This window comes from Treponema parvum (genome assembly GCF_017893965.1).
In the GTDB taxonomy this organism is placed as follows: domain Bacteria; phylum Spirochaetota; class Spirochaetia; order Treponematales; family Treponemataceae; genus Treponema_D; species Treponema_D parvum.
Genome location: NZ_CP054142.1, coordinates 2283126 through 2300360, shown reverse-complemented (window position 1 = coordinate 2300360; position 17235 = coordinate 2283126). Strand labels below are relative to the sequence as shown.

The window sequence follows — 17235 nt, the reverse complement described above, 5'->3', positions numbered from 1 at the left end:
TTTATATGGCGGATAGCGCTGTCATAGAATTAAAAAATATTTCATTTGCCGCACAGGAAAACAAAATAGTGGACAACGTTTCCTACGCTTTTGAGGCGGGGAAAGCTACAGCCATAGTCGGACCTTCCGGCGGAGGGAAAAGTTCCATACTGAAACTTGCCGCAGGGCTTTTGCTTCCGGTAGAAGGAAGCGTAAGTTATAACGGGCGGGATATTTTTTTGATGAACCGCCGGCAAACGCTTGATTTCAGACGCCGCTGCGCTTTTGTTTTTCAAGATTCGGCCCTATGGGCAAATCAAACGGTCGGACAAATCCTTGAGCTTCCTCTTAAAGTCCACTTTCCTCAGATGAGTTTTTCGGAAAGGATAAAAAACATAGAGCGGGTTTTAAAAGACGTGGGCTATAAAAAGCCGATCGATATACGGCCTTCGGCTCTTTCCGTGGGAGAGCAAAAGCTCATCGCCTTTGCGCGCGCCATGCTGTGCGATCCCGATCTAATATTCCTTGACGAATGTACGGAATCGCTTGACGACAGTTCTTCCCGCCGCCTTGTAAAGATCATAAAACAAAAAAAGCAGGAAAAGAAAACCATGATATTTGTAAGCCATGATCTCAATGTGATAAAAGCGCTTGCAGATATCATATGCCTAGTCGTCGAAGGAAAAATTTCTTTGGTCATAAGCGGAAATGAAATAACTAAGGACGAAGATCTTGTTGCGTTTATAGAAAAAGGGATTGTCATATGAAATTTAAAATTCGTTATGCGGATCAGATAGTAGGCTTTTTTGCCGTTACGGCTGCCGTCGCGCTCGTGGCGGCCGTGTTTTTAATCGGAAGCAAGCAGAGGTGGTTTTCAAAAGATTATTATTATCTTACGGAATTTGAATCCGGGAGCGGCCTCAGCGCAGGTATGCCGGTTTTATACAAAGGATTTACGGTGGGAAAGATAAAGTCCATACGGTTAAATTCTCACGATTCGGTAGAAGTTCAATTTTATATCTACGACACTTACTATGACAGGGTAAGGGAAGGTTCCGTAGTGGAATTTAACGTAAGTCCTATAGGGCTCGGAAACCAGTTTTTGTTTTATCCGGGCAACGGAACGGGGCTTATCGAAGAAGGTGAATTAATTCCTAGAGTGGATTCTGCGGAAGGAAGAAAACGCGTGGAAACCGGCATAGTTACCGTGCCTAAAAAAGACGATACCATTTCAAATTTCATTTCTCAGGCCAATAGAATTCTTACGGACGTTTCTTCGATACTGGCGCGCATAGACGAAGCTTTTGAAGGAAGGGGAAGCGCTCCGCTTACAAACACAGTTCATTCCGTAGAGCTTATGACCAAAAACGTTTCGGAAATAACGCAGACTCTTAACCGCGATTTGTCCGATATAACTCAGAACATCAAGCGGATTACCGACGCTCTTAACGCCGCCGCAAATTCTTCCGACGGAATAGTTCCTGCTCTTGTGGATCCGAACGGAAAGATATTTCCCGAACTGGGCGCGGCGGTCGCGCACACTTCCGCAGCGATTGAAAATCTGGAAAAGGCGACCGCCGCGCTGCCGTCGCAGTTTCCGCAGATTTCAGGTCTGGTAAGCGAACTTCAAACCACCCTTCAATCCGCTCAGGACGTTTTGGAAGCGCTTAAAAACAATCCGCTTTTGAAACGGGGCGTTCCCGAGCGCGTAAACACGCAATCCGGCGGCACAAGCCCCCGGGATATTGAGTTTTAACAGGACGGCGTATGAAAAAAAGAAAATTTAGCTTGGACCTTGGTTCTCGTACGGTTTTTGCAAAGAGTTTTTTGTATGTGTTCGGAATTTTGCTTTTGTTTTTATCCTGTTCATCCGCACCCAAACGACCGGCCCGTATAGTCACTCAAAGAAATCTTGCCGTGCAGCAGCTTGATATAGCAAATACCGAATCCGAACGCGGCAATTACGTGCTTGCCAGCACTCTTATGGACGAAGCGTGGAAGCTTGCCGTCGGGGTTGACGCCGCAGATCTTAGGATAAAAGCTTTGCTTTCAATGGGAAACCTCGCTTTTTATAAAAAGGATGCGGCTTCTGCGGAAAACTATTGGCATAGAGCCTTGGACGAAGCCGCCGCCGAAAACGAAGAAAATCTGGTTTCTGCGGCTAAAATATATCTTTGCAGAGGGCTTCTTTCTTACGGAAACGGGGACTCGTCGAAGGATAGGGCGAAAGAAACGATCGATATCGTTTCAAAGGAGATGGGTAAACTTAAAAAGTCGGACGAACTTTACGAAGCTTATGCATGGCGCCTTATCGGGTTTTCTTATAAAGAACTTTCGGATTGGAATTCGGCCGAAAAAGCTTTTAGGAATTCTTTAGAGATTCATGAAAAACTTATTTATCTTGAGATGGCCGCCTACGATTGGTATGCGATAGCGTCGGTCCGTTCTGTCGCAAAAAATTACGACGGAGCTTTGAGCGCTGCGGACAGTGCAATTTCCTTTGACCGGCGTGCGGAAAATTCTTACGGATTGGGAATGGATTATATGGCTAAGGGCGATATTTATATGAAGACGGGAAATATTGAAAAAGCGCTTTTGTCTTATTCCAGAGCAAAGGACATATTTTCCTCCGCTGCGCTTTATGACGAAGCGAAGGTCGCCCTTAAGCGTGCGGAAGGCATACAAAGCTCTGATAACAATATGAATTGATCACTGCGGCAAACCGCTTGCGCTTGCAAAATAATAAAACGGAATAAAAAAGCGGAATAAAAACAAAAAACGCCCGATTCCTCAGAGTGGGAACCGGGCGCTTTAGACTGCCGGCAAAGGCTATCGATCCGTCGCGGATTTCATCCTTTGCGGGCTGTCAAAGCTTTTACTTTGACAATCTCTTTTCAAGATCATCCAAACATGCGCTCAATTCCTTGGGCAGATGTTTGCCGAATTTCGGATAATGGTTTTCGCGAATATCCTTGATTTCTTTTTTCCAGCCTTCCACATCGACGGAAGAGAGCTCTTTCATGTTCTTCTTTGTCTTGTCGTCAAGCCCGTCGGTGTTTATTGCGTTTTCTTTAGGCATAAAGCCGATCGGCGTGTCGACGTAATTGTCTTTACCGTCGCAGCGGTCGAATATCCACGCCAGTACGCGGCTGTTGTCGCTGTAGCCGGGCCACATAAAGTTCCCGTCGGAATCCTTACGGAACCAGTTCACATAGAAGATTTTCGGAAGTTTATCTTCCGTTGATTTTTTACCGATGTTAATCCAGTGCTGGAAGTAGTCGCCCATGTTGTAACCGCAGAAAGGAATAATCGCAAAAGGATCTCGGCGGATCTTTCCGACTTCGGCCGCATTGATTGTGGACGCCGCGGTGATTTCGGAACCTACTATGGAACCCAAGAAAACTCCGTGGTTCCAGTTGCGCGACTGGTGTACAAGCGGGATCGTTGACGGGCGTCTTCCGCCGAACAGTATTGCGCTTATCGGCACGCCTTCAGGATCTTCCCAGTTGGGAGCGATACACGGACACTGAGACGCGGGCGCCGTAAAGCGTGCGTTCGGGTGAGCTATGCACTGAGACTTGTCTTTGGGGTTTTTATCGGTTTCAGGGCAGGGGCGTTTTTTGCCTTGCCAATCGACGATCTCTTTTCCTTGAGGTTTATATCCTATTTCTTCCCACCAAACATCGCCGTCTTCCGTAAGACCGCAGTTTGTAAATATAGTGTTTTTTGAAGCCGCGACGAGGGCATTTTTGTTCGAATGTTCGGAAGTTCCCGGAGCCACTCCGAAGAATCCTGCTTCAGGGTTGATCGCGTACAAGCGTCCGTCTTTGCCGAATTTCATCCAAGCAATATCGTCGCCGACGGTTTCTACCTTCCATCCGGGGAGAGTCGGAATAAGCATGGCGAGGTTTGTCTTACCGCATGCCGACGGGAATGCGCCCGTTACATATTTTACCTTGCCTTCGGGATTTGTGAGCTTCAAGATGAGCATGTGTTCCGCCATCCAACCTTCTTCGCGTGCAAGAACGCTTGCGATACGCAGGGCAAAGCATTTTTTACCGAGCAGCGCGTTTCCGCCGTAGCCTGAGCCGTACGACCATATAAGGTGTTCTTCCGGAAAATGGGATATGTATTTGTGTTCCAAATCCGCGCACGGCCAAATGCCGTTGTCCTTTTCACCGTTGTTGAGCGGTTTTCCTACGGAATGCAGACAGGGAACGAATTCTCCGTCGGTTCCTAAAAGATCAAGAACCTTCGTTCCTGTACGCGTCATTATATCCATGTTCAAAACGACGTATTCGGAATCCGTAAGCTCGATACCGTTTTTTGAAATAGGAGATCCGAGCGGTCCCATGCAGAACGGAATAATATACATCGTGCGTCCGTGCATGCAGCCCTTGTACAATCCGCGCATAGTCGCCTTTAATTCTTTGGGATCTATCCAGTGATTTGTAGGACCGGCGTCTTCTTCTTTAACTGAAGAAATAAAGGTACGGTTTTCAACGCGGGCTACATCCGACGGGAGCGAGCGGAACAAAAAACTGTTGGGCTTTTTTGCAAGCGGAGTGGCAAGCCCCGCGTCGACGCATTTTTTCATAAGGCGGTCGTATTCCGCCTTGGAACCGTCGCACAGATAGATATCGTCCGGTTCGCACATCTTTGCACATTCTTCGATCCAAGCCTTAAGTTTTGGATGTTTGATGTCATTGATAGTCATATAAACTCCTTCAAAAATTATCTGAATCGCCGAAAATTGTCCGGCGGTAATCAAAATATTTTGTCATTCCGATTACAAATAAAAAACTTTACAAAGCCTTTTATTTCCTAAAAATACTTTACAGCAAACGCTGACCGCTATAGATAATACAGGTTTTCTTTTTGTTATTCAATGACGTTTTCTTAAATATATCAAATCAGGGCGGACAGGCGTTTCTGATTTTTGGCAAGAGCACCGGGGTTGTATGATTATGAAACAAGCATCGGCATAAAGAAAACGATGGAACGCGAGGCAGCGGGAACTGACGCAGAGCCGCTCTGACCGTTGGCAAGCGAGCTTTTCGGAAGAAAGCGAGCGCAGTCCGATACCTATTACGGTCAGCCGCGGCTGGCGGCAGGACGCTGCCGGGAGTGTAGTCGTTTTTTATATTCAACGGTAGTTTACGATGTTTCCCCGGTGCTCTTGCGTCGCTTAGTTTGTAAAAAACGCTTGACCTGAGCCCTTTTGTGCTGTTATAGTTTTTATAAAGCAAAACGGGGAGTAGTTTTTTCTGCGGAATCAACATACCCGGTTACAAAGAGTAACCTGGTTCCGCCGCCCGGCTTACAAGCCGGTAACAAGACCTTTTGTCTAAAATCGTTTGCGTTTGTATGCGGTTTTGGATAAAAGGTCTTTTTTTATATTTTTGCCGCTGTTTCATGGCGGCGCTTGAAATGTGAGTTTGCTGCGCAAACGTCGCGAATTTTGTAAGGAGACGGTAATATGAAAATTTTTGTGCTAACGCTTGCGCTCGTTATGTACGCGCTCATCATTGCATTTCAAGGGAAAAAAAGCCTAATAACCGCGGTGGCGGCTCTCATAGTTACGGCGGCGAGCGTTTTTATTCCCCAAAGCATCTTCGGCGGAGTCAACACAGGGGAAACGCTCTCTTATGTGTTTACACGCGTGGTTAATTGGAACGTGCTTATGATATATGTAGGCAGCATGATCATTGCGTCTCTTTTTATCTATTCGCAAATTCCCACGCGCATAGCGGACATACTTATCGACAGCGCGCCGAATACGGGAATAGCCATAATACTCATCCTTGTTATGACCGGGATAATTTCAATCTTTGCGGAAAACGTGGCGACCGTCCTTGTTATGGCCCCTATTGCGCTTGCGCTGTGCCGCAAACTTAAAGCGGATCCCACATATTTTATGATAGGGCTTGCCGTAATGTCGAATCTTGAAGGAACGGCCACTTTAATAGGCGATCCGCCTTCCATGATCTTCGCTTCCTTTGCCGGATATAATTTTAACGACTTTTTCTTTCATGAAGGCAGACCGTCCATATTTTTTATCGTGCAGACGGGAATGCTCGCAGGCTGCGCATTTTTTTATACTTATTTTTCCAAAAACAAAGAGAGCGTTTCGACCGAAAAGCAAGCCGTCGTATCGTATTTTCCGGGAATTCTCTTGGGTGCAATGATATTGGGGCTGGCCTTGCTTTCTTTGTCGCATGCGGGGCCGGAGTTTTTGTCCGGCTTGCTAGTTCTGTTTTTGGGCGTCGCAGGCATAGTTTGGTTTAAAGTCACACAAAAGAAAAGCGCCCGAGACGTCGTAACCCTTGTAAAAGGGCTCGATTGGGAAACGATAACGTTTTTGATCGGCATTTTTATTGTTGTGGGCGCCGTAGCGGAGATCGGGCTCCTTGACGACTTTGCGGCTTTTTTAAGCAAGATCACAAGAGGAAATAAGTTCTCAGGCTTTATGCTCATCCTGTTCGTGTCGATTTTGATAAGCGGATTTATAGATAACGTTCCTTATATAATCGGAATGCTGCCGGTAGCACAGGCTCTTGCGCACGGGATGAATGTGTTGCCGGAGCTTTATATGTTTGCGCTGCTGGTAGGTTCTTGTCTCGGCGGGAACCTTACGCCTTTCGGGGCAAGCGCAAATGTGGTGGCTATAGGAATACTCAAAAAAGAAGGCCGCCACGTAAGTTTTTTTAAATGGATAAAGGTCGGCGTCTCTTTTACTCTGATAACTACTGGCGCGTCTTCGATTCTTTTGTGGGTATTGTACGGCATGCTTTAAAATTGCGGTAAGGCTTTTTTTTAGACATCGATAGAAAAAAGAGCGCCTGCCTGGGGCTGTACGCCTGCAAGCGCGTACGGAGCCGCATTTGCCGTTTCCGCCGCCGACCGTATCTGACTCTGATAATTTTTTATGAGAACTTCGGCTTGGGCTTCGCTCATTGTAGAATCCGCTTTCGGAAAATTTCCACTTTTTATTTTATTAAGATTATCGATCAAAGTATTTAGGATTTGGATTTTATTTATGGAAACGCCGTTTTGTCCTTTTCTTGCGGCTATGCCTGAGATATGGCTGAATTGCGCGTAGATTACGGAAGAAGGATTTACGGGCACATAGAGTTTTCCCGCAGTTCCTCCGGAACGGGACAATCCGCTGTACGAGTAGGCGTTTAACGAACGAATGTTTGAAATCATAACGCTCTCCGAAATCCGCGCTGAGCGCAGAGCAAAATCTTTACATGTCTGTCCAAAACTTCATTTTTTCGGACAAACCGAACCCTCTGCCTATATTTTCGGAAAAAATTATGAAAAGTTTAATAAAAGTCCATCGGTTTTCAGCCACTGACTGAACGGCGCTATTTCAGACGTTCAATTTAAATGTTTGAAACTCTGACATTCGCCTTAAAAGAACTGTTTGCTCCAATCGCCGATTCTTTCTTCGATCGTGCGTATGTTGGATCCCGGCGGAGAATTTACGGCGTCGTACAGATAAGGTATTATCACCCTCTCTTTTAGGCTTTCCCACCGCAGCGGCAGCACGGAAGGAGCCTCCAGATATTCTCCCACGGGAATGTTGGAAAGTAGCGCCAGGTAATATGTCGGGAATATCCGTTCGTTTACATTTTTGAGCGTAGAAAATCCCCCCGATATGCCGAACGTAGAAGTGTTAAGATTCATTTCGCGCACGTGTTCCAGCATCGCTTTTTGCGCTTTTTCCGTAAAAAACCACTTTATAAATTGCTCGGCATTGTTTTTGTTCGGAGCGTGCCGATAAAGACCCAACGTTACCATGGAATCGTCCACGGGGATCTTGTTGTTTTTATGTATCCATCTGAAGTCTACGGCTTCAAGCTGCTCTTCAGAAAGCGCAAAAAGTTTGTCGCTTGTCATAAAGGCAAACAGGCAGTGTTTTGACAGAACTTGTTTATAAGGCGGCGTGTAAAGATATTTAAAGGCAAAATCTTTTTCGTCGGCCGGGGAAGTGTTCGTCCCGTTCGTCCAATTCCTGAGGACATTTATGGTATTGTTGAGTTCTGTATTGTTCCATGAAAAGGAATTTCCGGATTCCGTGAATTTTCCGGAATTCATTCTTGCCATAAGATAAAGGAATTCCGGATACCATTGGGGAGCGAATCCCATCTTTGTGTAAAGGTTGTTTTTATTTTTTTGATTGTATAAGGCGCCGGCAGCCTGTATCTGATCCGGCGAAAGCATATAATCCTCTTTTACAAAATCCGAGTTATCAACGGAAAAAACGGCCGCGGGAGCGTTAAAACTTACCGGAATCTGGTAAATAGTGTCGCCTTTACGGCAGCTGTCAAGCAGGTTGTCGTAAAACAAGCTTTCGCTTATTTCGCCGGTTGTAAACATGTAGTTAAGGGAACGGAATTGCTTTCGTTTTCTTTCGGTACGCAAAAGACTTCCGACCACTATGTCGGGAGGAACTTCGTCTTTTACGGCGGGAAGAGAGTCTGCGGGATTCGCCTTGTAAACTATAAGAACCTTTATTTTGTTTTGTTGGGTGTTAAAGACTTCAGAATAAGGAACGAATTCGCTTCTGTTCGTCCAAATGACCACAGTTTCCTTGGATGCGTTTTTACATGAAACCGATAAAAAAGCGGACAAAAACAGCGGTATAAGCGTGCAAAAAAAATTTTTAATTCGCAAGGCTCTCTGCAATTTCATATATGGCCGAATATACGGTTTCTATTTTGTTTTCGTCAAGACTGCTGAAAGCTACACGCAGCGTCGACGAATTTATGGCAATAGTCCCGATACCTCTTTCGTTCAGCAGCTTTGTACGCAGCGTTTCCGCATCAACCCCATTTAAATGAAGGCTCATAAAATAACCGGAATTAAAAGGCAGCGGAGAAACGACTTTCGACTTACGGCTTTTTACAAATTCAAGAACTTTGCGGTATCTTTTTTCAAGGATCTTTCTGTAATAAGCTTTTTGGTCTTCCAGAGCAGGGTCTTCGAAGGCTTTGAGTATGATTGATTGAGCGGGAGTAGAACAACAGGAAACCGTAGAGCGTATGAGCCCGGTGAGTTTTTGTTCGATCGCCCTGTATTGGTTTTCACTGGCGCCCTTCCACGCAAATGTTATAAAACCGCAGCGGAATCCCCACACAAAATCTTCTTTTGTGGGACCGTCGATCTTAACGGCAAGGACGTTTTCGTGTATGTCTGAAAGATAGGCAAAGAGCGACTGTTTTTCAATGCTGTCTTCATAGTTAAGCCCGAAGTAAGCGTCGTCGCTTACGACAAGTATGCGGGCGCCGGCTTTAGCCGCGTTCTTTATTATAGCACAAATCTTTTCAGCTTCTCCTGAAGTCGGGCTGTAGCCTGAAGGATTTTGCGGAAAATTCAGCAACATCCGCACGAATCCCGTCTTTGCCTCTTTGGCTACGGCTTTTTCAAAACCTTCGATATTGAAAGCGCCGTTTTTGAACATTTTGAATTGATGAAGCTTTGCTCCGCAGCGCGTTTCAACTATAAGAGCGTAATTGTCCCACGAAGGATCCGCTATCAAAAGCGGCGTCCTCTTATTTAAAAAAAGCTCGGCTATGCAGGCGATTCCGGCAGTGAGTCCTGGGACAACAATAGGCGTGGAAATATTCTTTTTTGCAAGGCCGGGATTTTTAACGGCGAGTTTGGACTTCCATATGTTGCGGAGTTCCATCGTTCCCGCTGTAGGCGCGTAGCTCACAAATTCCTGCGGCGTTAAAGAAGGCGCGCGGTTTTGTATGCACGGCAAGATAGCCACCGTTCCGTTTACCACCGTCGTTCCTATGGTAGCGTTGGCGGTCTTTGCGTGTGTTTTTGCTTCCGCGCTTTGAGCGATAATGCCTTTAGGAAAATATATTCTTAGGCCTTCGTCGGAAAGCATGTCGCCGGTTACGGTACCTTTTAAGGTTGCGTTTAATTCTTGTGCTAACGGGTGTAACATGATAAAGTACATTATTCAAAAAAAATATAAGTGTCAAGACAAAGGGGCCGCTAGGGAAACCGGCTGAAGTTTTCGGCAACTCCTTTTGGAGATAAGATGGAAAATAATGAAAAGATCCGGCAGGAATTGGAAGACTGCAGGGCATTAATAGAAAAGTGCAGAAAAGAAGTTTCAAAACGGCTCATTGGACAGACGGCGGTCGTTGACGGCATATTGACGGCGTTTATCGCGGGAGGACACGTTTTGCTTGAAGGGCTTCCCGGTCTTGCAAAAACGCTTGCGGTAAAGGCGTTTTCAGATGTTTCGGGGCTCGATTTTAAGCGGGTTCAGTTTACTCCTGATCTGCTTCCCGCCGACGTTACCGGCACCCTTATTTACGAACGCTCGTCCGGACAATTTTCCGTAAGAAAGGGACCTGTTTTTACAAACGTCCTGCTTGCGGATGAAATAAACCGCGCGCCGGCAAAGGTACAGTCCGCTCTGCTTGAAGCTATGGCGGAACGGCAGGTTACGATAGGTGAAAGCACTTATCCCCTGCCCAAACCGTTCTTCGTTCTTGCAACACAGAATCCCATAGAGCAGGAAGGAACTTATAACCTGCCGGAAGCGGAGCTCGACCGCTTTTTGCTTAAAATCAAAGTTTCTTATCCTTCCGCCGAAGAAGAATGCCTTATCGTAAAAAGCGCCGGAAAGGCCAACGAAATAAGCATAGCCCGCGTATTTACGCCCGAATCTCTTTTGCGCATTCGTTCTCTTCTTGATCACATTACATGCGACGATAAAATCGTGGAGTACATAGTTTCTATAGTAAACGTTACCCGCCCTTCAAATGAAAAAAAGAACGGACATATTTCGGTGATTAAAAGATCTCCCGATGAAATTTCCCGTTACATTTCTTACGGGGCGTCGCCCCGCGCAGGGATTGCCTTGCTGCAATGCTCTAAGGCGCTGGCGCTTATGAGAGGCAGGTCTTTCGTTCTTCCTGAAGACGTAAAGGAAGCGTCTCCTGCCGTCATGCGCCACAGGCTCGTCTTGTCCTACGAAGCTGCGGCGGGAGGCGTTTCTTCCGATGATCTCATCGAAAAGATACTGAATTTTATGCCGCTTCCGTAAGTTTTAGGCGGTATCCGATATGAAGCGTTTTTTACAGGATGATCGCGAATCTTTGGTAAGACGGGCGGCCTTGCTTAGAATTTCCGCCGCCGCTTTGGCGCAAAATATGAAAAGCGGTTCTTTCCGTTCGTTATATAAGGGGCAGGGAATAGAATTTAACGGCGTGCGCGAGTATTTTTTAGGAGACGACGTACGCTCGATCGATTGGAACGTTACGGCGCGCATGGACAGGCCGTTCGTAAAGACATTTGAAGAAGAGCGAGAACTGCCTGTGTTCTTTGTAATAGACCGCTCGCTTTCCATGAGTACCGGTTCCAAGGGCAAAACCCGTCTTGAGCAGGCCTGTGAAGCCGCTGCACTCCTTGTTTTGGCTTCCGAACACATTTCAAGTCCCGTAGGAGTCGTCTTTTTTGACGGAAGAATTGAATTTTCCTGTGCGCCTCAAAGCGGACGCACCCATATCATGACGCTTTTGTCAAAGCTCGAAGAGCTTCCGGACGGCGCAGCGCCCGGTTCCGCGCTCCCCTTAGCCTTAAGCGGCGCCTTTAAGCTTTTAAGAAAACGTTCCTTAGTGTTTGTTTTATCGGATTTCCGCTGCGCCGGTTGGGAAAGAGAGCTTGCCCTCCTGGGTTCAAAACATGATCTCATCGCCGTACGTATAATCGATCCTATGGACACAAGACTGCCCGACCTTGGGACGCTGGATTTTATCGACAGCGAAAGCGGAATGCGCCTTCCTTTGCCCACCTCTTCTTCCGTGCTGCAGGGAGAATGGCGTGACGACAGTAATTTCAGAAAAGAAGTATGGAAAAAGTATTGTCTGACACATTCGTGCGTTCCTCTTGTCATGTCGTGCGAAGACGATCCGCTTAAAGTTCTCCTGCAGTTTTTTGAAAAAAAGGAGCGTCCCCGCTTATGAAAAAGACGCTCGCCGTATTGTTTGTTTTTAAAATCTGTCTTTTTTCTCACGCGCAGAGTTTTCAAGCGTCGCAGACTATTTCACCGCGTGAAATTTTCATAGGCGATACCGCGGAAATATCATACACGTTTTATTCTCCGGCAGCATTTCCCATAGACGGAAAAGATTCCGTCCCCGTTTATTTTGAAGAAAAGGAATTTATTACGGATTCGTATACAATTTTAGGCGGGAATCTTTCAAGATCCGGAAATCAGTACACTCTGACGTTTTCTTTTATCCCTTGGAGGACGGGAAAAATCGATATTCCTCCGTTTGATCTTTTAACCGTTCTAGACAATAATTATTCGGGTTTTATTGTGGATCTTTCACCCGTATTCGTCTCTTCGATAACGGAAAAAACGGGAAGAAGCGTTCTGCAGTCTCCGGCTCCGCCGATATTAATTCCGGGCACGATATACGCAATTTACGCCGCCGGAATATTTTTTCTTTTAGTCTTTATCGTTCTGGTCTGGGTCTTGTTCAATCTTCAGCGCGTCGCCGGCTGGTTTTCGTCATTAATCCTTTTTTTCGGATATATGCAAAACGCACGCCTAGCGCGTCGCGCGCTAAGACGGCTTTCAAAAAACGAAAAAGATACGGATGATTATGTTTTTTGCGAAACGATGGAAAATATTTTGCGTAAATATTTGGCGTACAGGTTCGACAAAATTTTTCTTTCTCTCACTTCGGACAAAATAGAAGCTTTTTTTTATGAGCTTTTTGCAGGCGATATACCGCTTTCTTATTCCGTCAGAATCGAAAATCTTGAAACCTTATTCCGCAGAATGGATTACATAAGATATGCGCGAGGTTCGCTTGATTCAATGCGGCTTCCCGTAAGCGAATACACAACGGTTTTAAGCGAAGACGAAAAAAAGCAGACGGCGGGAACTGCAAAGGAATTGGTATCGTTTTTTGAAGATCCTGACAGGCAGATCAAGCAAGTGCAAATAGCCGGAAAATCCGAAAAAGGGGAGGCTTCGCCGTGATAGATTTTATGAACCCCGTTGCATTTTTGTTTTTTATCCCTGTTTTGCTTTTATTTTTACTCCGTAAGGCAAAGATTTTTTCAAGTCCCGCTTTTCCTGCTATTCTTTCGGACTGGGGCGGAAGCGCTTTTAAATGGAAAGGCGGCTTTTTTAAATTTATCTCCGCAATAAAAACGGCTTTGTTTTTGGCAGGCTATGTTCTTGTAGTGTTGGCGTTCTCGGATCCTGTGATTCATCACGATCAAAAAGTGTACGTGTCCAGAGGGAACGACGTTTTATTCGTTCTTGACGTGAGCCCTTCTATGGCGGCAAGAGACATGGACGGGCTTACGCGCCTTGAAGCTGCAAAACAGGTTATCCGCTTTTTAGCCGAACAAAACACTGGAGCTTCGTTCGGGCTTGTACAGACGGCTACCGAAGCGGCTCTCAGCGTACCGCCCACTACCGACCGTAAAACATTTATAGAGCATATTGATACGATGACTGTAGGAACTTTAGGCGAAGGAACTGCGATCGGAACCGGATTGAGCACGGCAGTTTATCATCTGGCTTCTTCAAAGGCTCCTGAAAAATGTATCATTTTGATTACCGACGGGGAAAACAATGCCGGTTCGATTCATCCTGAAACTGCAGCTTCTCTGGCTTTTGAATACGGCATAAAGCTGTATACGGTAGGATTGGGCACCAGAGGAAACGTCCCTTTGCAATACACTGATCCCGTGACGGGAAAGGTTTTCAACGGCTACTTGGAATCCGACTTCGATCCTGCGCCCCTACAAAAAATCGCGCTCATGACGGACGGACGTTATTTCAGCGCTGAAACCGTTGCGGGGCTTTCCGCCGCACTGAATAATATCAGCAACCGAGAAAAAGTAGTACAGACATATTATCTTAAAACCGTTGACGAATATTTTTACGATAAGATTTTAATCGCCGCCGCAATAGCCTTTGCTCTGGCATGGATTTTAAGCAGGATAGTTTTGAAGGAGGTCTTCTGATGGATATTTCATTTGAACATCCTCGCGCTTTTTGGGCATTGCTTTTTCTCGTTCCCGTTTGGTTTCTTTCCGTAGTCAGGTTCTTTAAATTTTTTAAATTATTTTCAATTTCACATGCGGTGCCCAAGGCGGAACCTTTAAACACCGCTCACGCCTTGCGCCGTTTTAAATCGGCGCGGATTACAAGCGTTCTTACGGTTTCGTTCGTATGGATTTTTCTTGTTTTGGCGTATGCAGGAATTTCATGGGGAACCGCGTCCGTGCCTGTACAAAAAAGCGGAAACGCTGTAAGCCTTGTGTTCGATATTTCCTACAGCATGCTAGCCGACGACGCGCCCGAAGGCCTTACCCGCCTTAAAGCCGCCGTACGCTATGCGGAAAAACTTTTGGACAGGCTTGAAGGAAATTCGTTTTCGGTAGTAATTGCCAAAGGAGACGGATTCATACTCATCCCTCAGACGGAAGATTTTCAAGCCGTAAAAACCGCGGTCGAAAACTTATCGCCTGAAATGATGACGGCCGCAGGTTCCAGCCTCGGCAGGGGAATTCGCGCCGCCGTCCGTTCTTTTCCGGCGAATGTTCCGCAATTTAAGCATATATTGGTCTTTACCGACGGGGACGAAACCGACGGACTTATGACACCTTCATTGACCGAAGCTCTAAAAACAAATATCGCCGTAACGCTCATAGGTTTCGGTTCCGAACGCGAGAGTGAAATAATTGCGGGCGACGGAAAGACCGTAGCTCGTACCGCTTTAAGAACCGCTTTTTTAAAAGACAGCGTAAATTCCGCCATGAAAAAAGCCGGCATAAGAGGAAACGGAGAACAAGCGATTTCGGCAAGATATATCGACGCTTCGGAAACGGGATCCGCCCTTAAAATTATAAGAATCATAGAAAAAAACGTTTCTTCTTCGCCCGATTTGCCCAATTCGTCTGATAAAGAAAATATTTTTGTCATGGAAACGCAGCGCGTCTACAGACGCGGAATCTTTATCGCGTTTATTTTAATATCCGTAATTTTAGGTGTGTTTATGCGCGAATGCGATTTATACGCCCTAAAAGGTAAACTTCGAAGGGCAAAATCGGCCGGATCCGGCGCGGCGTCAAATTCCGCGCTCTTATGCATATTTTTGATTTTAAGCCTTTCCTCGTGCAGTCAGGAATTTGAAGGTGCAAAAAAACTCATGCAGGGCACATGGGAATGGCATCAGCAAAATTATCGTAAAGCTACGGTCGTTTTTTTTAACACCATAGAAGCCGCCGTCTCTAAAAACGATGAAATTTTGGCGCAATATGCGCTCTACGGCCTTGCATCTACCTATATGATGCAAGAAGAATATGACGCTTCGCTTTTGCGCTTTGAGCAGATTTCGCCTTCTGCTGCCGACGATGTACGATTTGCCGCGTCTTATAACACGGGCATCATTGCTTACCGCAGAGGAGACTATGACGGAGCGGTAAGGCAATTCAGAGAAGCGCTTTTAATACGGCCTTCAAGCATAGAATCAAAAATCAACTTGGAAATATCTTTGCGCCAACAGGAAGAAAAACCCGTTGAAACGACTGAGCAGTCCGCTTTATCCGTTTCTCAGGAAAAAGAAAAAAGATCTTCGGTTGCGGACGCGGTTTTCAATCAAGTACGGGAGAATGAGCAAAAAAAATGGAAAAACAGGACGTTCCAGCCGCAAAAAAACGGCGGCGCAACAGTAGATTACTGATATTATTCTTGTTTGCCGCGGTTCTTTTTCCTTCTTATGCGGAAAAACTGAATCGCGGACAGATACGATCTTTGCAAGTGCTTCCTCTTTCCGACGCTGCCTTTACTCAGCAGGAATGCGTTTTTGTTCTTACGATTCCCGGCGTGCCGCCCGAACAAGTGCAGACTGCCATGCCCGTACTGCCGGAACACGTGCAGTTCGTCTCTTCAAGGCGTTCGGATTTTATCGATTCCGATCGCGACAGGGGGACAAGGCTTGAGTTTTGGTTTTCTTTTAAAGCTTCCGGAAATTTTACGATTCCGGCTCTTACAGCCGTCATAAACGGCCGCCGTTACAGCATTCCCTTTGCAAAAATCTCGGTGCAGGAAAATCCGGATACCGTTTTGCCCAAAATGATTGTAAGATTTTCACGAACAGCAAAAGGCGACAAAGACAAGGTTTCGTCCGGCGGCGATTTTTTAGGAAATGACAAATCCGTTGCCGCCGATGCGGACGCCGCCAATGTCGGCGCCGTTTCTTCCCGAAACAGGGAATTCTTATCCCTTTCAGACGACGTAAAAACTCAGCCTTTGTCGTGCGTCGTCGGAGAATCTGTTTATTTTACCGTTTATTTAAAATACGTCCTGCAGATAGTTAAATTTGATTGGGAACTGCAAAAGGATGCTCTGTTTACGGAGATTAAGAGATATGAGATTGCCGAAGGCAAGCCCCGCGGCCGGGAGTTTTTTGCTGAAGAAGTTCCCGTAGCCGATTTTGAATGGAGGCCGCTTTTACCCGGAGAGTGGAGCTTACCGAATATCAAAATAACCGCAACCGCTTACAACGGTTCTAGGGTTGAAGTATACACGCCTTTTTCTATGATCACGGTTTTGGAACCGGATGAAGCACCGTTTGAAAAAGATTCTGCAAGCATATCCGTAAAAACCCCCTACGGTCCGCCGTCTGACACGGATAAGGCGAACTCCCTTTTTGCCTACGCTTTTGAAGATTCGGGAATACAGGAAAAAGAAGCGCATATGACTTCTCTTCAAGAAGAGGAATGCAGGCGTTTGGCCGATCTTCGCTGTGAAGAGCGGAAATCTTTGCCCTTCAGCGCAAGCTGCAAGGCCAGGATTGCCTATGAAAAGCGCTTCGGTATTCCGACGGGCGTTACCGAACCGAGCGTTCCATTGTTTTATTGGTGTTCGGCGCTTTGTGTTCTGTTCGGTCTTTTAACGCTGACGGCCGTTTTTTTCAAAAAACGCATATTCGTGTTGTTTTTGATCTTATTTGCGGCAATGTTTGTCATGCTCGTTGTAAACCGGATAAAACTGAACCAAAGGTATGCCGTTTTTGCGGGAGGAAGCCTCAGTCCGGTGCCGGAACACACGGCTGTCGTTTCACATGAAGAGACGGGCGGGCTTCGCGTAAAAGTTTTGGAAAGAGTAGGAAACTGGACGTATATTTCATATAATGGGAACGGCGGCTGGGTTTTAAGCGACAGATTGTTTCTTATCGAATAGATTGAATATAA

14 protein-coding genes are annotated in these 17235 nt (G+C 46.1%); 10 read left to right on the top strand and 4 right to left on the bottom strand.

Annotated elements, in window-relative coordinates:
- Nucleotides 1-5 precede the first annotated feature (5 nt).
- From HRQ91_RS10120 to HRQ91_RS10110, 3 genes are read left to right on the top strand one after another with little or no spacing between them, the layout of a single operon-like run.
- The gene (locus HRQ91_RS10120; protein ID WP_210119431.1) at nt 6-746 is read left to right on the top strand and encodes an ATP-binding cassette domain-containing protein; all 741 of its coding nucleotides are present in this window, start codon (nt 6-8) and stop codon (nt 744-746) included.
- Nucleotides 743-1735: an MlaD family protein gene (locus HRQ91_RS10115; RefSeq protein WP_210119430.1), complete on the top strand. Its 993-nt coding sequence runs from the start codon at nt 743-745 to the stop codon at nt 1733-1735. The genes HRQ91_RS10120 and HRQ91_RS10115 overlap by 4 nt, the downstream gene beginning before the upstream one ends.
- 11 nt (nt 1736-1746) lie before the next feature.
- Nucleotides 1747-2688, top strand: a complete 942-nt coding sequence (locus HRQ91_RS10110; protein ID WP_210119429.1) for a tetratricopeptide repeat protein — start codon at nt 1747-1749, stop codon at nt 2686-2688.
- Between the two features lie 166 nt (nt 2689-2854).
- Here HRQ91_RS10110 and HRQ91_RS10105 read toward each other — a convergent pair whose 3' ends face one another.
- A complete protein-coding gene (locus HRQ91_RS10105) occupies nt 2855-4696 on the bottom strand; it encodes a phosphoenolpyruvate carboxykinase (GTP) (RefSeq protein WP_210119428.1) in 1842 nt (613 codons plus the stop codon).
- 762 nt (nt 4697-5458) lie between these two features.
- Between HRQ91_RS10105 and HRQ91_RS10100 the strand changes: the two genes are divergently transcribed.
- Complete coding sequence (locus tag HRQ91_RS10100; RefSeq protein WP_210119427.1) at nt 5459-6775, top strand: ArsB/NhaD family transporter; 1317 nt, start codon at nt 5459-5461, stop codon at nt 6773-6775.
- A gap of 20 nt (nt 6776-6795) precedes the next feature.
- Here HRQ91_RS10100 and HRQ91_RS10095 read toward each other — a convergent pair whose 3' ends face one another.
- The 3 genes from HRQ91_RS10095 to HRQ91_RS10085 form a co-directional block, all read right to left on the bottom strand.
- Entirely contained in the window at nt 6796-7188 is a 393-nt protein-coding gene (locus tag HRQ91_RS10095) for a hypothetical protein (protein WP_210119426.1), read from the bottom strand.
- A 207-nt stretch (nt 7189-7395) separates the two neighbouring features.
- The gene (locus HRQ91_RS10090) at nt 7396-8679 is read right to left on the bottom strand and encodes a hypothetical protein (protein WP_210119425.1); all 1284 of its coding nucleotides are present in this window, start codon (nt 8677-8679) and stop codon (nt 7396-7398) included.
- Nucleotides 8651-9943, bottom strand: coding sequence for an aminotransferase class I/II-fold pyridoxal phosphate-dependent enzyme (locus HRQ91_RS10085; RefSeq protein ID WP_210119424.1), 1293 nt, complete (start codon nt 9941-9943; stop codon nt 8651-8653). Before HRQ91_RS10085 ends, HRQ91_RS10090 begins: the two co-directional genes overlap by 29 nt.
- A gap of 96 nt (nt 9944-10039) precedes the next feature.
- Here HRQ91_RS10085 and HRQ91_RS10080 point away from each other — a divergent pair, with 96 nt between their 5' ends.
- The 6 genes from HRQ91_RS10080 to HRQ91_RS10055 are packed head-to-tail and all read left to right on the top strand — an operon-like array spanning nt 10040 to nt 17224.
- Entirely contained in the window at nt 10040-11056 is a 1017-nt protein-coding gene (locus HRQ91_RS10080; RefSeq protein ID WP_210119423.1) for an AAA family ATPase, read from the top strand.
- A gap of 19 nt (nt 11057-11075) precedes the next feature.
- Nucleotides 11076-11975 carry a DUF58 domain-containing protein gene (locus HRQ91_RS10075; RefSeq protein WP_210119422.1) on the top strand — a complete coding sequence of 300 codons (900 nt, stop codon included), beginning with the start codon at nt 11076-11078 and terminating at the stop codon, nt 11973-11975.
- Entirely contained in the window at nt 11972-13003 is a 1032-nt protein-coding gene (locus HRQ91_RS10070; RefSeq protein ID WP_210119421.1) for a BatD family protein, read from the top strand. Before HRQ91_RS10075 ends, HRQ91_RS10070 begins: the two co-directional genes overlap by 4 nt.
- A complete protein-coding gene (locus HRQ91_RS10065; protein ID WP_210119420.1) occupies nt 13000-14001 on the top strand; it encodes a VWA domain-containing protein in 1002 nt (333 codons plus the stop codon). The genes HRQ91_RS10070 and HRQ91_RS10065 overlap by 4 nt, the downstream gene beginning before the upstream one ends.
- The gene (locus tag HRQ91_RS10060; protein WP_210119419.1) at nt 14001-15722 is read left to right on the top strand and encodes a vWA domain-containing protein; all 1722 of its coding nucleotides are present in this window, start codon (nt 14001-14003) and stop codon (nt 15720-15722) included. Before HRQ91_RS10065 ends, HRQ91_RS10060 begins: the two co-directional genes overlap by 1 nt.
- Nucleotides 15665-17224, top strand: a complete 1560-nt coding sequence (locus HRQ91_RS10055; RefSeq protein WP_210119418.1) for a hypothetical protein — start codon at nt 15665-15667, stop codon at nt 17222-17224. The genes HRQ91_RS10060 and HRQ91_RS10055 overlap by 58 nt, the downstream gene beginning before the upstream one ends.
- Nucleotides 17225-17235 lie beyond the last annotated feature (11 nt).